Below are 15,813 nucleotides of genomic sequence, written 5' to 3'. Positions count from 1 at the left end.
GTTGACTTTGGATGCTGAGTGGACGGATGCGTTGTTGACGCGGGTTCCGGCTGCTTTTCATGCGGGGGTCAATGATGTTTTGTTGACTGGTTTTGCTTTGGCGGTTGCTGATTGGCGGCGTCGTCGGGGTGGTGTGGGGTCCTCTGGGGTGTTGGTTGATCTGGAGGGTCATGGTCGTGAGGAGTTTGTTGAGGGGGTTGATCTTTCTCGGACGGTTGGTTGGTTTACGAGTATGTTCCCGGTTCGGCTTGATGTGGGTGTTGTCGAGTCAGAGTGGGATGAGGTTTGGGCTGGGGGGCCGGCTGCTGGTCGGGCGTTGAAGGCTGTGAAGGAGCAGTTGCATTCGTTGCCTGATCGTGGTCTTGGGTTTGGTTTGTTGCGGTATTTGAATCCGGAGACGGCTGGGGTTTTGGCTGGCGGGGCTGTTCCGCAGGTCGGGTTCAATTATTTGGGCCGGTTTGATGCGGCGGATGGTTCTGGTGATGGGGCTGTCGCTGATTGGGCTGTGCGGAGTGACGTCGATCTGGGTGATGGGCGTGATCCGGGTATGCGGTTGCATCATGCGTTGGATGTGAACGCGGTTACTCAGGATCATGTGGATGGTCCTCGGTTGGTGGCTGGTTGGTCCTGGCCTGAGGAGTTGTTCACTGAGGTTGAGGTTCGGGAGTTGGCTGAGGGCTGGTTCCGGGCTTTGAAGGCTTTGGTGACGCATAGTGAGGATCCTGAGGCGGGTGGCTACACGCCGTCCGACCTCCCGCTGGTCAACCTCAGCCAGCCGCAGATCGACCGTCTCGCCGCGGGCCAGCCGAACCTGGTGGACGTACTTCCGCTGTCGCCGCTGCAGCAGGGGCTGCTGTTCCACGCGGTCTACGACGAGGAAGCCTCGGACGTCTACACCGTGCAGCTGGACTTCGAGATCGAAGGTCCCACGGACCGCGCGGCGCTCCAGGCAGCGGTGCGCACCCTCCTCGCGCGCCACGACAACCTGCGCGCCGGCTTCTGGCACCAGGACCTCGACGAACCGGTGCAGGTGATACCGGCCGAGGTCGGGCTGCCCTGGACCGACGCGGACCTGAGCGGGCTGCCGGCCGAGGAGCGGGACCGCGAGCTGGAGCGTCTGCTCGACGAGGAACGAACCCGCCGGTTCGACCTCACCCAGCCGCCGCTGATGCGGTTCGCACTGATCGAGCTGGGGCCGGACCGCTACCGGTTCGCCGTCAGCCACCACCACATCCTGCTCGACGGCTGGTCGATGCCGGTGCTGCTGGGCGAGCTGTTCGCGCTCTACCGGGAGCACGGTGACGACACCGGCATGCCCAAGGTCACCCCGTACCGGGAGTACCTGGCCTGGCTGGGTGAGCAGGACCGCACCGCCGCCGAGACCGCCTGGCAGCAGTCGCTCGCCGGACTGGACGAGCCGACCCTGCTCGCCGTACCGGACCCGACCAGGGAGCCGGTGGCACCGGAGCGGGTCCGGCTGGAGCTGCCCGAGGAACTGACCCAGGCGCTCTCGCGCTGGGCGCGCAGCCGGGGCGTGACCGTCAACACCGTCGTCCAGGCCGCCTGGGCGCTGGTGATCGGTCAGCTCACCGGCCGCGACGACGTGGTCTTCGGAGCGACGGTCTCCGGCCGTCCGCCGGAGATCCCGGGCATCGAGTCGATGGTGGGGCTGTTCATCAACACCCTGCCGGTCCGGGTCCGGCTGGACCCGGCCGAGAGCCTCGGCGAACTGCTCGCGCGCATCCAGACGCAGCAGGCCGAACTCATGGACCACCAGCACCTCGGCCTCAACGAGATCCAGAAGAGCGCCGGCCAGAGCGAGCTGTTCGACTCGCTGGTCATCTTCGAGAACTACCCGGTGGACGCGGCCGACCTGCGCTCCACGGCCGGCGGACTGGGCATCGTCGACGGCCGGAACCACGAGGGCACCCACTACCCGCTGAGCCTCACGGTCAGCCTGGGCAGCGCTCTGGGACTGGACCTCGCCTACCGCCCGGACCTCTTCGACCGGGCCAGGGTGGACGCCCTCGGCGACTGCCTGCTCCGGCTGCTGGAGAACACCGAGTCGCACACCGCGGAGCCGGTCGGCCGGCTGCGGCTGCTCTCCCCGGCCGACGAGCGGCGGGTGCTCACCGACTGGTGCGGCACGGTCGCCGAGGAGCCCGGACTGGAGCCGTTCACCGAGCTCTTCGAGCGGCAGGCGGTGGAGTCCGCCGACGCCACCGCGCTGATCTGCGGCGAGGAGAGCCTGAGCTACGCGGAGCTGAACGCCCGCGCCAACCGGCTCGCCCACCTGCTGATCGAGCGCGGCGCCGCCGCCGATCGGTACGTCGCGGTGGCCCTGCCGCGCACGCCCGACCTGCTCGTGGCGCTGCTGGCCGTGTTGAAGTCCGGTGCCGCGTACATACCGCTGGACCCGGAGCACCCGGCTGAGCGGTTGGGGTACGTACTCGAGGACGCGGCACCCTGGCTGCTGCTGACCACCTCCGAGACCGCCGAGGCGCTGCCCCGGACGGGCACCGAGGCGCTGCTGCTGGACGCCCCGGCGACCGAGCGGGAGCTGTCCGCCCAGCCGACCGGCAACCCCGCGGCCGCGCGGGCCGTCGGAGCGGAGGCCGTCGGGGCCTCCACCGCGTACGCGATCTACACCTCCGGTTCCACCGGCCGCCCCAAGGGCGTGATGGTGCCGCGCGCAGGCCTGGACAACTTCCTCGCCGCCATGGCCGCGAGGCTGCCGATGGGTCGGCAGGACCGGCTGATCGCCGTCACCACCGTCTCCTTCGACATCGCGGCGCTGGAGCTGTACCTGCCGCTGCTCGCCGGAGCCGGCATCGTCCTCGCCGACCCGGAGAGCGTGCACGACCCGGCGCTCCTGTCCGAGCTGGTCACCCGGCACGGCGGCACGGTGCTCCAGGCCACCCCCTCGCACTGGCAGGCGCTGCTCAGCCACGGCCACGAGGCGCTCCGCGGAATGCGGATGCTCATCGGCGGCGAGGCGGTGCCGCCGGGCCTGGCCGCGGAGATGACCGAGGTCGGCTCCGAGGTCACCAACGTGTACGGGCCGACGGAGACCACCATCTGGTCCACCGCCGCCGTGCTCGACGGCACGCCCGGCACCCCGCCGATCGGCGAGCCGATCCTCAACACCCTGGTGTACGTGCTCGACGGCGCGCTGCGCCCGGTGGCCCCCGGGGTCCCCGGCGAGCTGTACATCGCCGGTGAGGGGCTGGCCCGCGGTTACCTGGGCCGGCCCGGCCTCAGCGCCGAGCGGTTCACCGCCGACCCGTACGGCAGGCCGGGAAGCCGGATGTACCGCACCGGTGACGTGGTCCGCTGGCGCGCCGACGGACGGTTGGAGTACCTGGGCCGCACCGACTTCCAGGTGAAGGTCCGAGGCTTCCGGATCGAGCTCGGTGAGATCGAGACCGTGCTCGTCCAGCATCCGCTGGTGGCCCAGGCCGCCGTGGTGGTCCGCGAGGACCAGCCGGGCGTGAAGCGGCTCGCCGGCTACGTGGTGCCCGCCGAGGGCGGGCCCGCCGCCTCCTCCGACCTGCGCGAGCACGTCGCCGAGGTGCTGCCGGAGTACATGGTCCCCGCGGCGTTCGTGACACTCGACGCGCTGCCGTTGACCCCCAACGGCAAGTTGGACCGCAAGGCGCTGCCCGCCCCGGACTTCAGCCTGCTGTCCACCGGTCAGGCGCCCCGGACCCCGCGCGAGGAGCTGCTCTGCCGGCTCTTCGCCGAGGTGCTGGGCCTGGAGCAGGTGAGCGTCGACGACAACTTCTTCGCCCTGGGCGGCGACAGCATCGTCTCGATCCAGCTGGTCAACCGGGCCCGCCAGGTCGGCCTGGTGCTGACCCCGCGGGAGGTCTTCCAGCACAAGACGGTGGAGGCGCTGGCCGCCGCGCTGCCGGAGGAGGAGACTCCGGCCGAGGCCGCACCGGCCGCCGGCAGCAGCGACCCCGCCGTGGGCGCCCTGCCGCTCACGCCGATCATCCACTGGCTGCGCGGCGTCGACGGCCCGATCGACGGCTTCAACCAGTCGATCGTCGCCCCGGTGCCGGGCGGTCTGGAACCGGCCCAGCTGACGAAGATCATCCAGGCCGTGATCGACCACCACGACGCGCTGCGGATGCGGTTGGACCGGGTCGGCGGCGAGTGGATACTCCGGATCCCGCCGAAGGGGGCGCTCGACGCCGAGCAGCTCATCCGCCGGGTGGACGTCACCGGGCTGGCCGGTGCGGAGCTCCACGCCACGCTGACCAGCCAGGCGCAGCTGGCCCAGAACCGGCTGGCGCCCGGCGACGGCGTGATGGTCCAGGTCGTCTGGTTCGACGGCGGCCCCACCGCCCCCGGTCAGCTGCTGCTGATCGTCCACCACCTGGTGGTGGACGGGGTGTCCTGGCGGATCCTGATGCCCGACCTGACCGCCGCCTACGAGGCGGTGGCCAGCGGTCGGGAGCCTGCGCTGGAGCCGGTGTGGACCTCCTTCCGGCAGTGGGCGCAGGGGCTGGCCCGGGAGGCGACGGCGCCGGAGCGGCTCGCCGAGCTGCCGGTGTGGACGAAGATGCTCGACGTCCCCGCCGAACCGCCGCTCGGCGCGCGCGCCCTCGACCCCGCCCAGGACCTCTTCCGCACCGCGCGGCAGATCACCATGACCCTGCCGCCCGAGTGGACCGGTCCGCTGCTGACGAAGTCCGCCGCGGTCTTCCGCACCGGGGTCAACGAGGTGCTCCTCACCGCTTTCTCGCTAGCGGTCGCGGACTGGCGCCGCCGCCGGGGCGCGGACGCGTCCCGCGGGGTGCTGGTGGACCTCGAGGGCCACGGCCGCGAGGACGTGGTGCCCGGCGCGGACATCTCCCGCACGGTCGGTTGGTTCACCAGCCTCTACCCGGTGCGGCTGGACCCGGCCGTCTCGTCCCTGGAGTGGGAGGACGTCTGGTCCGGTGGTCCGGCCGTCGGGCGGGCCCTGCGGGCCGTCCGGGAGCAGTTGGACGCGCTGCCCGACAACGGGGTCGGCTACGGTCTGCTGCGCTACCTCAACCCGGAGACCAAGCCGGAGCTGGCCGGACTGCCGGCCCCGCAGATCGGCTTCAACTACCTGGGCCGGTTCGAGGCCAGCGGCGCACCCGAGGAGGCCGCCGCCGACACCGCGGGCGACACCGGTGGCCTCGGGGGCAGCGACCCCGAGATGCCCATGGCGCACGCCCTGGAGATGAACGCGCTCACCCAGGTCCACCCGGACGGCCCCCGCCTGGTGGCCACCTGGTCCTGGCCGGGTGCCCTCTTCGCCGAAGAGGAGGTGCGGGCGCTGGCCGAGGGCTGGTTCCGGGCCCTGAAGGCCGTGGTCACCTACGCCGAGAACCCGGATGCCGGCAGTGACATGCTCGAGTCACCGCGCGCCGGTGCGGCCCCGCTCGTCGAGCTGGGCCAGGACGAGATCGATGAGTTCGAAGACGAGCTAGGGCTTTTGAGCGGAGAGGCGACATGAAGAAGTCACGGCTCGAGGACGTTCTGACCCTGTCCCCGCTGCAACAGGGACTGATGTTCCACACGCAGTTCGACGGGCAGACGCACGACGTCTACACCATGCAGTTCGTCTTCGAGATCGAAGGCGCGCTGGACGTGGCCGCGCTGCGCGCGGCGGCCGCGGCGATCCTGCGACGCCACGCCAACCTGCGGGCCGGCTTCCGGTACCGCAAGAACGGCGAACCCGTGCAGCTCATCGCGCGCGAGGTCGAACTGCCCTGGGCGGAGGTCGACCTGACCGAACTCCCGGAGGCCGACCGGGGGGCGGAGGCCGACCGGCTCATCGACGAGGACCGGGCGCGCCGGTTCGACCTGGCCCGGCCGCCGCTGGTCCGCTTCACCCTGTTCCGGCTGGGCGGCGACCGCTACCGCTTCCTGTTCACCAACCACCACATCCTGTTGGACGGCTGGTCCCGGGCGCTGCTCATCGGCGAGTTCTTCCAGCTGTACGGCCGGCAGGGCGACGAGTCGGCGCTGCCGTCGGTCACTCCGTACCGGGAGTACCTGGTCTGGTTGGCCGGCCAGGACCGGGCGGTCGCCGAGGGCGCCTGGCGGGAGGTGCTCGGCGGTCTGGAGGAGCCGACCCTGCTCGCCGGTCCGGACGCGCCGCGCACCACCGTCGAACCGGAGAGCCTGCGGCTGGAGCTGTCCGACGAGGTGACGGCCGGGCTGGTGCGGTGGGCCCGGACGCACGGGGTGACCCCGAACACCGTGCTGCAGGCGGCCTGGGCGATGGTCATCGGCCGGCTGACCGGCCGGGACGACGTCGTCTTCGGTGGCACGGTCTCCGGCCGTCCGCCGGAGATCCCGGGCATCCAGACGATGGTGGGGCTGTTCATCAACACCCTGCCCGTCCGGGTCCGGCTGGACCCGGCCGAGAGCTTCGCCGCCCTGCTGGAGCGGGTGCAGGACCAGCAGGCCGGGCTGATGGACCACCAGTACCTGGGGCTTCCGGACCTCCAGCGGATGACACCGGTCACCGGTGAGCTGTTCGACACCCTGCTGGTCTTCGAGAACTACCCGGTCGACGCCGAGAACCTCCAGCGCTCCGCCGGCGGCCTGGGCATCGTGGACGGGCACAGCCACGAGGGCACCCACTACCCGCTCAGCCTGATGGTGAACGTCGGCGCCTCGGTGATGCTGGAACTCAGCTACCGCCCCGACCTCTTCGACCGGAGCCGGGTCGAGGCCGTCGGCGACTGCCTCCTCGGACTGCTGGCCGACGTCGAGGACTTCGCCCGGAAGCCGGTGGGGCAGATCGCTCTGCCGCTGCCGCCCGAGGACACCCGGGTGCTGGAGAAGTGGAACGCCACGGAGTGGGCGGGCGTCCCGCAGGCCACCCTGCCGGAGCTCTTCCAGCAGCAGGTCGAGCGGACCCCGTACTCGCCGGCCGTCCGGCACGAGGGCACCGAGCTGACGTACGCGGAGCTGAACGCCCGCGCCAACCGGCTCGCCCACCTGCTGATCGAGCGCGGCGCCGGGCCGGAGCGGACCATCGCGCTGGCGCTGCCCCGCTCGGCCGAGATGATCACCGCGCTGTGGGCGGTTCTCAAGACCGGCGCCGCCTACCTGCCGGTCGACCCCAGCTACCCGGCCGACCGCATTGCCTACATGCTCTCCGATGCCCGGCCGACGCTCGTCCTCACCAACGGAGAGGTCGCCGGGGGACTGCCGGCGGCCGAGGCCGGCGACCCGCCGCGGCTGGTCCTGGACGACCCGGCGACCGCGGCCGAACTGCTGACCCGCCAGGAGACGGACCCGACGGACGCCGAGCGCACCGCGCCGCTGCTGCCGACGAGCCCCGCCTACGTCATCTACACCTCCGGCTCCACCGGGCGCCCCAAGGGCGTCACGATGCCCGGCGGCCCGCTGGTCAACCTGATCGCCTGGCACGAGGAGGCGCTGCCCGGCGGTCCGGGCACCCGCACCGCCCAGTTCACCGCCATCAGCTTCGACGTCTCCGCCCAGGAGATCCTCGCCAGCCTGCTGTCCGGCCGGGAACTCGTCATACCCCCCGAGGACATCCGGCGGGACGCCGCCCGGTTCGCCCGGTGGCTGGACCAGCACCAGATCAACGAGCTGTACGCCCCGAACCTCGTCATCGACGCCGTCTGCGAGGCCGCCGAGGAGCAGGGCCTCGACCTGCCGGCGCTCCGGCATCTCGCGCAGGCCGGCGAGGCGCTGGTGCTGAACAAGCACATCCGCGACTTCTGCGGCCGGGTGCCCGGCCGGCGGCTGCACAACCACTACGGTCCCACCGAGAGCCATGTGGTGACCGGTTGCACCCTGCCCGGCAACCCGGCCGACTGGCCGGCCCGCGCCTCCATCGGCGGCCCCGTCCACAACGGCCGCGTCCTCGTGCTGGACCCGCAGCTGCGGCAGGTGCCCCCCGGCGTACCGGGCGAGCTGTACCTGGCCGGCGCCCCGTTGGCCCGCGGCTACCTGAACCGCCCGGAAATGACCGCCGAGCGGTTCGTGGCCGATCCGCACGGTCCGGCCGGCAGCCGGATGTACCGTACCGGCGACATCGTGCGGTGGACCGCCGACGGCCAGTTGGAGTACCTGGGCCGCAGCGACCACCAGGTGAAGGTGCGCGGTTTCCGGATCGAGCTGGGTGAGATCGAGACCGCGCTCGCCGGCCACCCCGGCGTCGGCCAGGTGGCGGTCGTCGCCCGGGAGGACCGGCCGGGCATCCGGCAACTGGTCGGCTACGTCGTGCCGGCCGCCGGCCGCCCCGCGCCCTCGGACGACGAACTGCGTGCCCAGGTCGACGACAGCCTGCCGGACTACATGGTCCCGTCGGCGTTCGTCCTCCTCGACGCCTTCCCCCTGCTGCCCAACGGCAAGTTGGACCGCCGGGCGCTGCCCGCCCCCGAAGGCGCGGACAGCGGCGGGCGGCAGCCGCGCAACGACACCGAGCGGCGGCTGTGCGGGCTCTTCGCCGAGGTGTTGGGGCTGGCCCCGGCCGAGGGCGAGGAGAGCGCGGCCGTCGGTATCGACGACAGCTTCTTCGCGCTGGGCGGGCACTCGCTGCTGGCGACCCGGCTGGTGAGCCGGGTGCGCACCGAGTTCGACGTGGAACTCCCCGTCCGCACCCTCTTCGAGACCCCCACCGTCGCCGGGCTGGCCGTACTGGTCGGCGGCGAGGAGGACACCGGCCGTCGGGCGTTGGCGCGGATGGAGCGGCCGGCGGAGATCCCGTTGTCGCCGGCGCAGCGGCGGTTGTGGTTCCTGGGCCGGTTCGAGGAGCGGAGCGGCACCTACAACCTCCCGCTCGCGGTCCGGTTGACCGGCACGCTGGACATCACGGCGCTGGAGGCTGCGCTGGGCGATGTGGTGGAGCGGCACGAGAGTCTGCGGACGGTCTTCCCGGATGTGGACGGCCGCCCGCGGCAGCAGGTGCTGACGATGGACGAGGCCCGTCCGGGCCTGCCGGTGGTGCAGGTCGGTGCGGACGGGCTGGAGGCCGCGCTGGCGGAGGCCGCCGGGGAGGGCTTCGACCTGGGAACCGAGCCGCCGCTGCGGGCTCGGCTGTTCACCGTGGCCCCCGACGACCACGTGCTGTTGGTGGTGGTGCACCACATCGCGAGCGACGGTTGGTCGATGGCCCCGATGGCCCGCGATCTCGGCGAGGCGTACGTGGCCCGCTCCGAGGGGCGCGCTCCGGGCTGGGAACCGCTCCCGGTGCAGTACGCCGACTACACCCTCTGGCAGCAGGAGGTGCTGGGAGCCGAAGGCGATCCCAGCAGCCCCATGGGCCGCCAGGTGGAGTTCTGGCGTTCGGAGTTGGCGGGGCTGCCGGAGGAGTTGGTGCTTCCGGTGGATCGGCCGCGGCCGGCGGAGATGAGTTACCGCGGTTCGACGGTGGATCTGGAGCTTTCGGCGCAGACCCACAAGCGGTTGGCGGCCTTGGCCCGGGAGTGCCGGGCGAGTGTGTTCATGGTGGTGCAGGCCGGTCTGGCGGCGTTGTTGAGCCGGTTGGGCGCGGGGGATGACATTCCGATCGGTTCGCCGATCGCGGGTCGTACCGACGAGGCGCTGGACGAGCTGGTCGGGTTCTTCGTGAACACCCTGGTGCTGCGGACGGATGTCTCGGGTGATCCGAGCTTCCGTGAGTTGGTGGAGCGGGTTCGGGAAGCTGACCTGGCGGCGTACGCGCATCAGGACGTGCCGTTCGAGAGCCTGGTGGAGGCGCTCAACCCGGTCCGCTCGCTGGCGCGGCACCCGCTGTTCCAGGTGATGCTGTCCTTCCAGAACAACGCCGCCGCCGAACTCGACCTGCCCGGAGTGACCGCCGTCGGACAGACCGTCGGCCTCAGCTCGGCCAACTTCGACCTCGCCTTCGCCCTGGGGGAGCGGTTCACCGAGGACGGCACCCCGAACGGCATCGAAGGCGGTATCGAGTACGCCACCGACCTCTTCGACCCCGAGACCGCCGAACAACTGGCCACCCGGCTGGTCCGCTTCCTCGAAGCGGTCACCGCCGACCCGGAGCAGCCCATCGGCGCGGCCGAGGTGCTCTCCCCGCAGGAACGTCAGCAGATCCTGATGGACTGGAACGGCCCGGTCACCCGGCCGGACACGGTCATCGAGATCTTCGAGCGGCAGGCCGCGCGGACCCCCGACGCGACCGCCCTGGTCTGCGGCGAGGAACGGCTCTCCTTCGGCGAGTTGAACGCCCGGGCGAACCGGCTGGCCCGGCTGCTGATCCGCCGCGGCGCGGCCCCCGAGCAGACCGTGGCGCTGCTGCTGCCCCGGTCGGCGGACCTGATCGTGGCGCTGCTGGCCGTGCTGAAGACCGGAGCCGCCTACGTGCCGCTCGACCCGGACCAGCCGGAGGACCGCCGGGAGTACATGCTCGGCGACTGCCGGCCGGTGGTGCTCCTCTCCGACGGCGAGGAGATGAACGAGGCCGCCCGGCACCTGCCCTCCGGTGACCTGACGGACGCCGAGCGCAGCGCGCCGCTGCGGCCGGCCAACCCCGCCTACGTGATCTACACCTCCGGCTCGACCGGCCGCCCCAAGGGCGTGGCGGTCGAGCACCGCAGCCTGGTCAACCTCTTCCACAACCACTTCGACCACCGCTACCGGCCCGAGTTGGCGGCCGCCGGCGAGGACGCCCGGTTCCGGGTGGCGTTGGTCGCCGCCATGACCTTCGACGCGTCCTGGGACCCGCTGCTGTGGATGGTCGCCGGACACGAGCTGCACCTCATCGAGGACGAGACCCGGCTGGACGCCCTGGCTCTGGCCGAGTACGTCGACGGCAGCGCCATCGACATCGTCGACACCACGCCCTCGCACTTCCAGCAACTGGCGGAGGCCGGTGTGCTCGATGAGGAGGGGCACCGGCCGCGGATCGTCCAGCTGGGCGGTGAGGCGCTGGGCGAGTCGCTGCTGGCCGAACTGCGGGCCGTTCCCGGCCTGACCGGCCTCAACCTCTACGGTCCCACCGAGTGCACGGTCGACGCCCTGAGCGCCTCCATGGCCGACTCCGACCGGCCGCTGGTAGGCCGGCCGCTGGTGAACACCCGCGCCTACGTGCTCGACGGTCGGTTGCGGCCGGTCGCCCCCGGTGTGGCGGGCGAGCTGTACCTGGCCGGTGCCTGCCTGGCCCGGGGGTACGTCAAACGCCCCGGGCAGACCGCCGAGCGGTTCGTGGCCGACCCCTACGGGCCGTACGGCAGCCGGATGTACCGCACCGGCGACGTGGTGCGGTGGACCGCCGACGGCCAGCTGGAGTACCTGGGCCGCGCCGACGACCAGGTGAAGGTCCGCGGTTTCCGGATCGAACTGGGTGAGATCGAGTCGGCCCTGGCGACCCACCCGGCCCTGGCCCAGGTCGCGGTCCTCGCCCGCGAGGACCGCCAGGGCGTCCAGCAGCTGGTCGCCTACGCGGTGTGCGCGCCGGATGCCACCGCGCCGGAGGCGAACGAGCTGCGGGCGCACCTGGCCGGCTCCCTGCCGGACTACATGCTGCCGGCGGCCTTCGTCATGCTGGACACCCTGCCGCTGACCGCCAACGGGAAGCTCGACAAGAAGGCCCTGCCCGCCCCCGACCTGGGCGGCCGGTCCACCGGCCGGGCGCCGCGCAACCGGCAGGAGGCCCAGCTCTGCGGGCTGTTCGCCGAGGTGCTCGGGCTGGAGAAGGTCGGCATCGACGAGAGCTTCTTCGAGCTCGGCGGGCACTCGCTGCTCGCCACCCGGCTGGTGAGCCGGATCAGGTCGGTGCTCGGCGTGGAACTGGCCGTCCGGGTGCTCTTCGAGACGCCGACCGTCGAGGGGCTCGCCGAGCTGCTGGGCGATGCCGCCGACGCACGGCAGGCGCTGACCCGGATGGACCGGCCGGAGGTGGTGCCGCTGTCGGCGGCCCAGCGACGGCTGTGGTTCCTCAACCGGTTCGAGGGAGCCAACGCCACCTACAACCTCCCGCTCGCGGTGCGGTTGTCCGGCGAACTGGACACCGCCGCACTACGGGCCGCGCTGCACGACGTGGTGGAGCGCCACGAGAGCCTGCGGACGGTCTTCCCCATGGCCGAGAGCCAGCCGCGGCAGCTGGTGCTGGACACCGACGAAGCCTGCCCGGAGCTGCCGGTGACCCCGGTCGAGCCGGACCGGCTGGACGAGGTGCTCGCCGAGGCCGCCCAGCGCGGCTTCGACCTGGCGGAGCAGCCGCCGCTCCGCGCCGACCTGTTCGAGCTGGGCGCGAACGAGTACGTCCTGCTCATCGTGATGCACCACATCGCAGGTGACGGCTGGTCGCTGGCGCCGCTGGGCCGGGACCTCAGCGAGGCCTACCGGGCGCGAGCGGCGGGCGCCGCTCCGGAGTGGACGCCGCTGCCGGTGCAGTACGCCGACTACACCCTCTGGCAGCGGGAGGTGCTCGGCGAGGAGAGCGAGCCGGACAGCGAACTCGCCCGTCAGCTGGAGTACTGGCGCACCGCGCTGGAGGGCGTGCCGGAGGAGCTGCCGCTCCCCGCCGACCGGCCGCGCCCGGCGCGGATGAGCTACCGCGGCGACACCGTGCCGTTCGCCCTGCCCGCCGAGGCCCACCAGGGCCTGGCCGAGCTGGCCCGTACCACCGGCAGCAGTATGTTCATGGTGGTTCAGGCGGCGGTGGCGGCGTTGTTGACGCGGTTGGGTGCCGGGGTGGACGTGCCGGTGGGGAGTGTGATCGCCGGTCGTACGGATGAGGCGTTGGAGGACCTGGTCGGGTTCTTCGTGAACACCCTGGTGCTGCGGACGGATGTCTCCGGTGACCCTTCCTTCCGGGAGTTGCTGGGTCGGGTTCGGGAGACGGATCTGGCGGCGTACGCGCATCAGGACGTGCCGTTCGAGCGGTTGGTGGAGGTGTTGAGTCCGGCGCGGTCGCTGGCCCGGCACCCGCTCTTCCAGGTGATGCTCGCCTTCCAGAACAACAGCGAGGCCGGCCTCGACCTCGACGGGGTCCGCGTGGGCCCGCAGAACGTCGGGCTGGACGCCGCCAAGTTCGACCTCTCCTTCCAGGTGGGGGAGGTGTTCGCGGCCGATGGTGCGGCGGCTGGTCTGGACGGCAGTGTCGAGTTCGCGGTGGATCTGTTCGACCGGTCGACGGTGGAGGGGATCGCGGATCGTCTGGTGCGGTTCCTGGAGGCGGTCGCCGCTGATCCGGATGTGCGGGTCGGTGGGGTCGAGGTGTTCGGCCCGGGTGAGCGGGAGCGGGTGCTGGGGGAGTGGAACGCCACCGCGGCCGAGGTGCCGCAGCGGACCTTCCCCGAACTCTTCGAGAACTGGGTCGACCGCGACCCGTCCGCCACCGCCCTGCTCCACGACGGCGGCGAGCTGAGCTACGGCCAGCTCGACCGCCGGGCGAACGGCCTGGCGCGACTGCTCACCGAGCGGGGCGTCGAGCGCGGCCAGTGCGTGGCGGTCGCCCTGCCCCGCTCCGTCGACCTGGTGGTCGCGCTGCTCGCCGTGATGAAGGCCGGTGCGGCGTACGTGCCGGTCGATCCGGCCTACCCGGCCGACCGGATCAGCTACATCCTGGGCGACTCCAGCCCCGCGCTGCTGCTGACCACCGACGAGCTCGCCGCCGGCCTGCCCGAGGCCGAGGGAGTGGACCGGCTGCTGGTGGACACCGCCACGGGCGCTGAAGAGACGGCGGAGCGCCCCGCTCCGGTCTCTCTGGCGGACGCCGCCTACGTCATCTACACCTCGGGTTCCACCGGCCGGCCCAAGGGCGTGCTGGTGACCCACTCCGGAATCGCCTCCATGGCGGCGGCCCAGACCGAGGCCTTCGGGGTCGGTCCTGGTTCGCGGGTGCTGCAGTTCGCCTCCCCCAGCTTCGACGCCTCGATGTGGGAAGTGGCCATGGGGTTGTTGTCGGGTGCGGCGTTGGTGGTGTCGTCGGCGGAGCGGTTGGCTGCTGGTGAGGTGTTGGCTTCGACGTTGTCGGGGTTCGGGGTGACGCATGCGACGTTGCCGCCGGTGGTGTTGGCGGCGATGGGGGGTGCTGGGTTGCCTGAGGGCATGGTGTTGGTGACGGCGGGTGAGGCGTGTTCGGCTGAGTTGGTGGGGCGTTGGGCTCCGGGTCGGTTGATGGTGAACGCTTATGGTCCGTCGGAGTCGACGGTGTGCGCGACGATGAGTGGGCCGTTGGTGGCTGATGGGGTGGCGCCGTCGATTGGTGGTCCGGTGGTGAACACGCGGGTGTTCGTGCTGGATGAGTGGTTGCGTCCGGTGGTGCCGGGTGTGGCTGGTGAGTTGTATGTGTCTGGTTGTGGTTTGGCTCGGGGGTATGTGAATCGGCCGGGGTTGTCGGCGGAGCGGTTTGTGGCGCATCCGTTCGGTGGTCCGGGGGAGCGGTTGTATCGCACGGGTGATGTGGTGCGGTGGGCTGCGGATGGTCGGTTGGAGTATGTGGGTCGGGTTGATGATCAGGTGAAGGTCCGGGGTTTCCGGATCGAGTTGGGTGAGATCGAGGCCGTGTTGGCGCAGCACGTGGGTGTTGGCCAGGTGGCTGTTGTGGTGCGGGAGGATCGTCCGGGGGACAAGCGGTTGGTGGCGTATGTGGTTGCTGCTGATGCTGCTGGTGGTGTTGATGTTGGTGGGTTGCGGGGGCATGTGGCGGGGGTGTTGCCGGACTATATGGTTCCGGCGGCGTTCGTGGTGTTGGATGCTTTGCCGGTGACGGCGAACGGGAAGTTGGATCGGCGGGCGTTGCCGGTTCCCGAGTTCGGTTCGTCGGTGGGGAGTCGGGCTCCGCGGTCGACGCAGGAGGAGATCCTGTGTGGGTTGTTCGCGGAGACGCTTGGTGTGGAGCGGGTCGGTATCGATGACAGCTTCTTCGAACTCGGCGGCGACAGCATCACCTCGATCCAGTTGGTCAGCAAGATCCGGATGGTCCTCGGCGTGCAGCTGAGCAACCGCGGCATCTTCGAGACCCCGACGGTCGCCGAACTCTCCGAGAAGCTCGACTCCGGCGACGGCTCCGACGGCTTCGAGGTGCTGCTGCCGCTGCGTGCCAACGGCGAGCGGCCCGCGGTGTTCTGTGTGCACGGCGCCGGTGGCCTGAGCTGGCCGTACTCCGTGTTCCTCAAGCACCTCGGCCCCGAGTACCCGGTCTACGGCCTCCAGGCGAGGGGGCTCGAGGGCGGCGACGAACCGATCGCCACCAGCGTCCGGGAGATGGCCACCGACTACATCGAGCAGATGCGCACCGTCCAGCCCTCCGGCCCGTACCACCTCGTCGGCTGGTCCTTCGGCGGGCTCGTCGCCCATGAGATCGCCACCCAGCTGGAGGCGGCCGGTGACGAGGTGGGGCTGCTGGTCAACCTCGACCAGCCGCCGTACGACGCGAGTTGGGACGACGACTACGTGGTTCCGACCGAGAGCGACGTACTCGGTACACTGCTCGACTTCATCGGCTACGACATCTCCACACTCGGCGACGAACCGCTCGACTACGCCGAGACGATGCGGATCATCCGGAGCCGGGACAGCGTGCTGGCCACTCTGGAGGAGCATCACATCGCCGCGTCCGTGAAGGTCGGTGTCAACAACCACCAACTCGGTGCCGAATTCCGGCCGGAGAAGTTCAGCGGCGACCTGCTGCTCTTCGTCTCCACCCTCGACCCGGAAACCGCCGAGGCGAAGGTCGCTGACTCGGTGAATTCCTGGGAGCCGTACGTCGGCGGTGCGATCACCACCCGCACCGTCGCCGCGCACCACGGGCATCTCCTGCAGCCGGAGCCAGCCGCTGAGATTGCCAGGACCATTTACTCGAAGCTGACGGAGCGGGAATGAGAC

At 71.1% G+C, this 15,813-nt stretch carries 2 protein-coding genes; both read left to right on the top strand.

The features are described from left to right. The first annotated feature begins 7 nt into the window (after positions 1-7). Complete coding sequence (locus tag BGP73_RS21370) at positions 8-5,491, top strand: non-ribosomal peptide synthetase (RefSeq protein WP_280138221.1); 5,484 nt, start codon at positions 8-10, stop codon at positions 5,489-5,491. Beyond that, positions 5,488-15,810, top strand: coding sequence for a non-ribosomal peptide synthetase (locus BGP73_RS21365; protein WP_069817426.1), 10,323 nt, complete (start codon positions 5,488-5,490; stop codon positions 15,808-15,810). Before BGP73_RS21370 ends, BGP73_RS21365 begins: the two co-directional genes overlap by 4 nt. Positions 15,811-15,813 lie beyond the last annotated feature (3 nt).

Origin of the sequence: Streptomyces sp. TP-A0874, assembly GCF_001748085.1 — a bacterium.
In the GTDB taxonomy this organism is placed as follows: Bacteria; Actinomycetota; Actinomycetes; order Streptomycetales; family Streptomycetaceae; genus Streptomyces.
The sequence above is the reverse complement of the archived record's forward strand: the minus strand, read 5'-3'. Positions and strand labels throughout refer to the sequence as shown.

Excerpts from the sequence above, each read along its gene's own strand:
- BGP73_RS21365 (WP_069817426.1), top strand. The coding sequence starts at position 5,488 with ATGAAGAAGTCACGGCTCGAGGACGTTCTGACCCTGTCCCCGCTGCAA.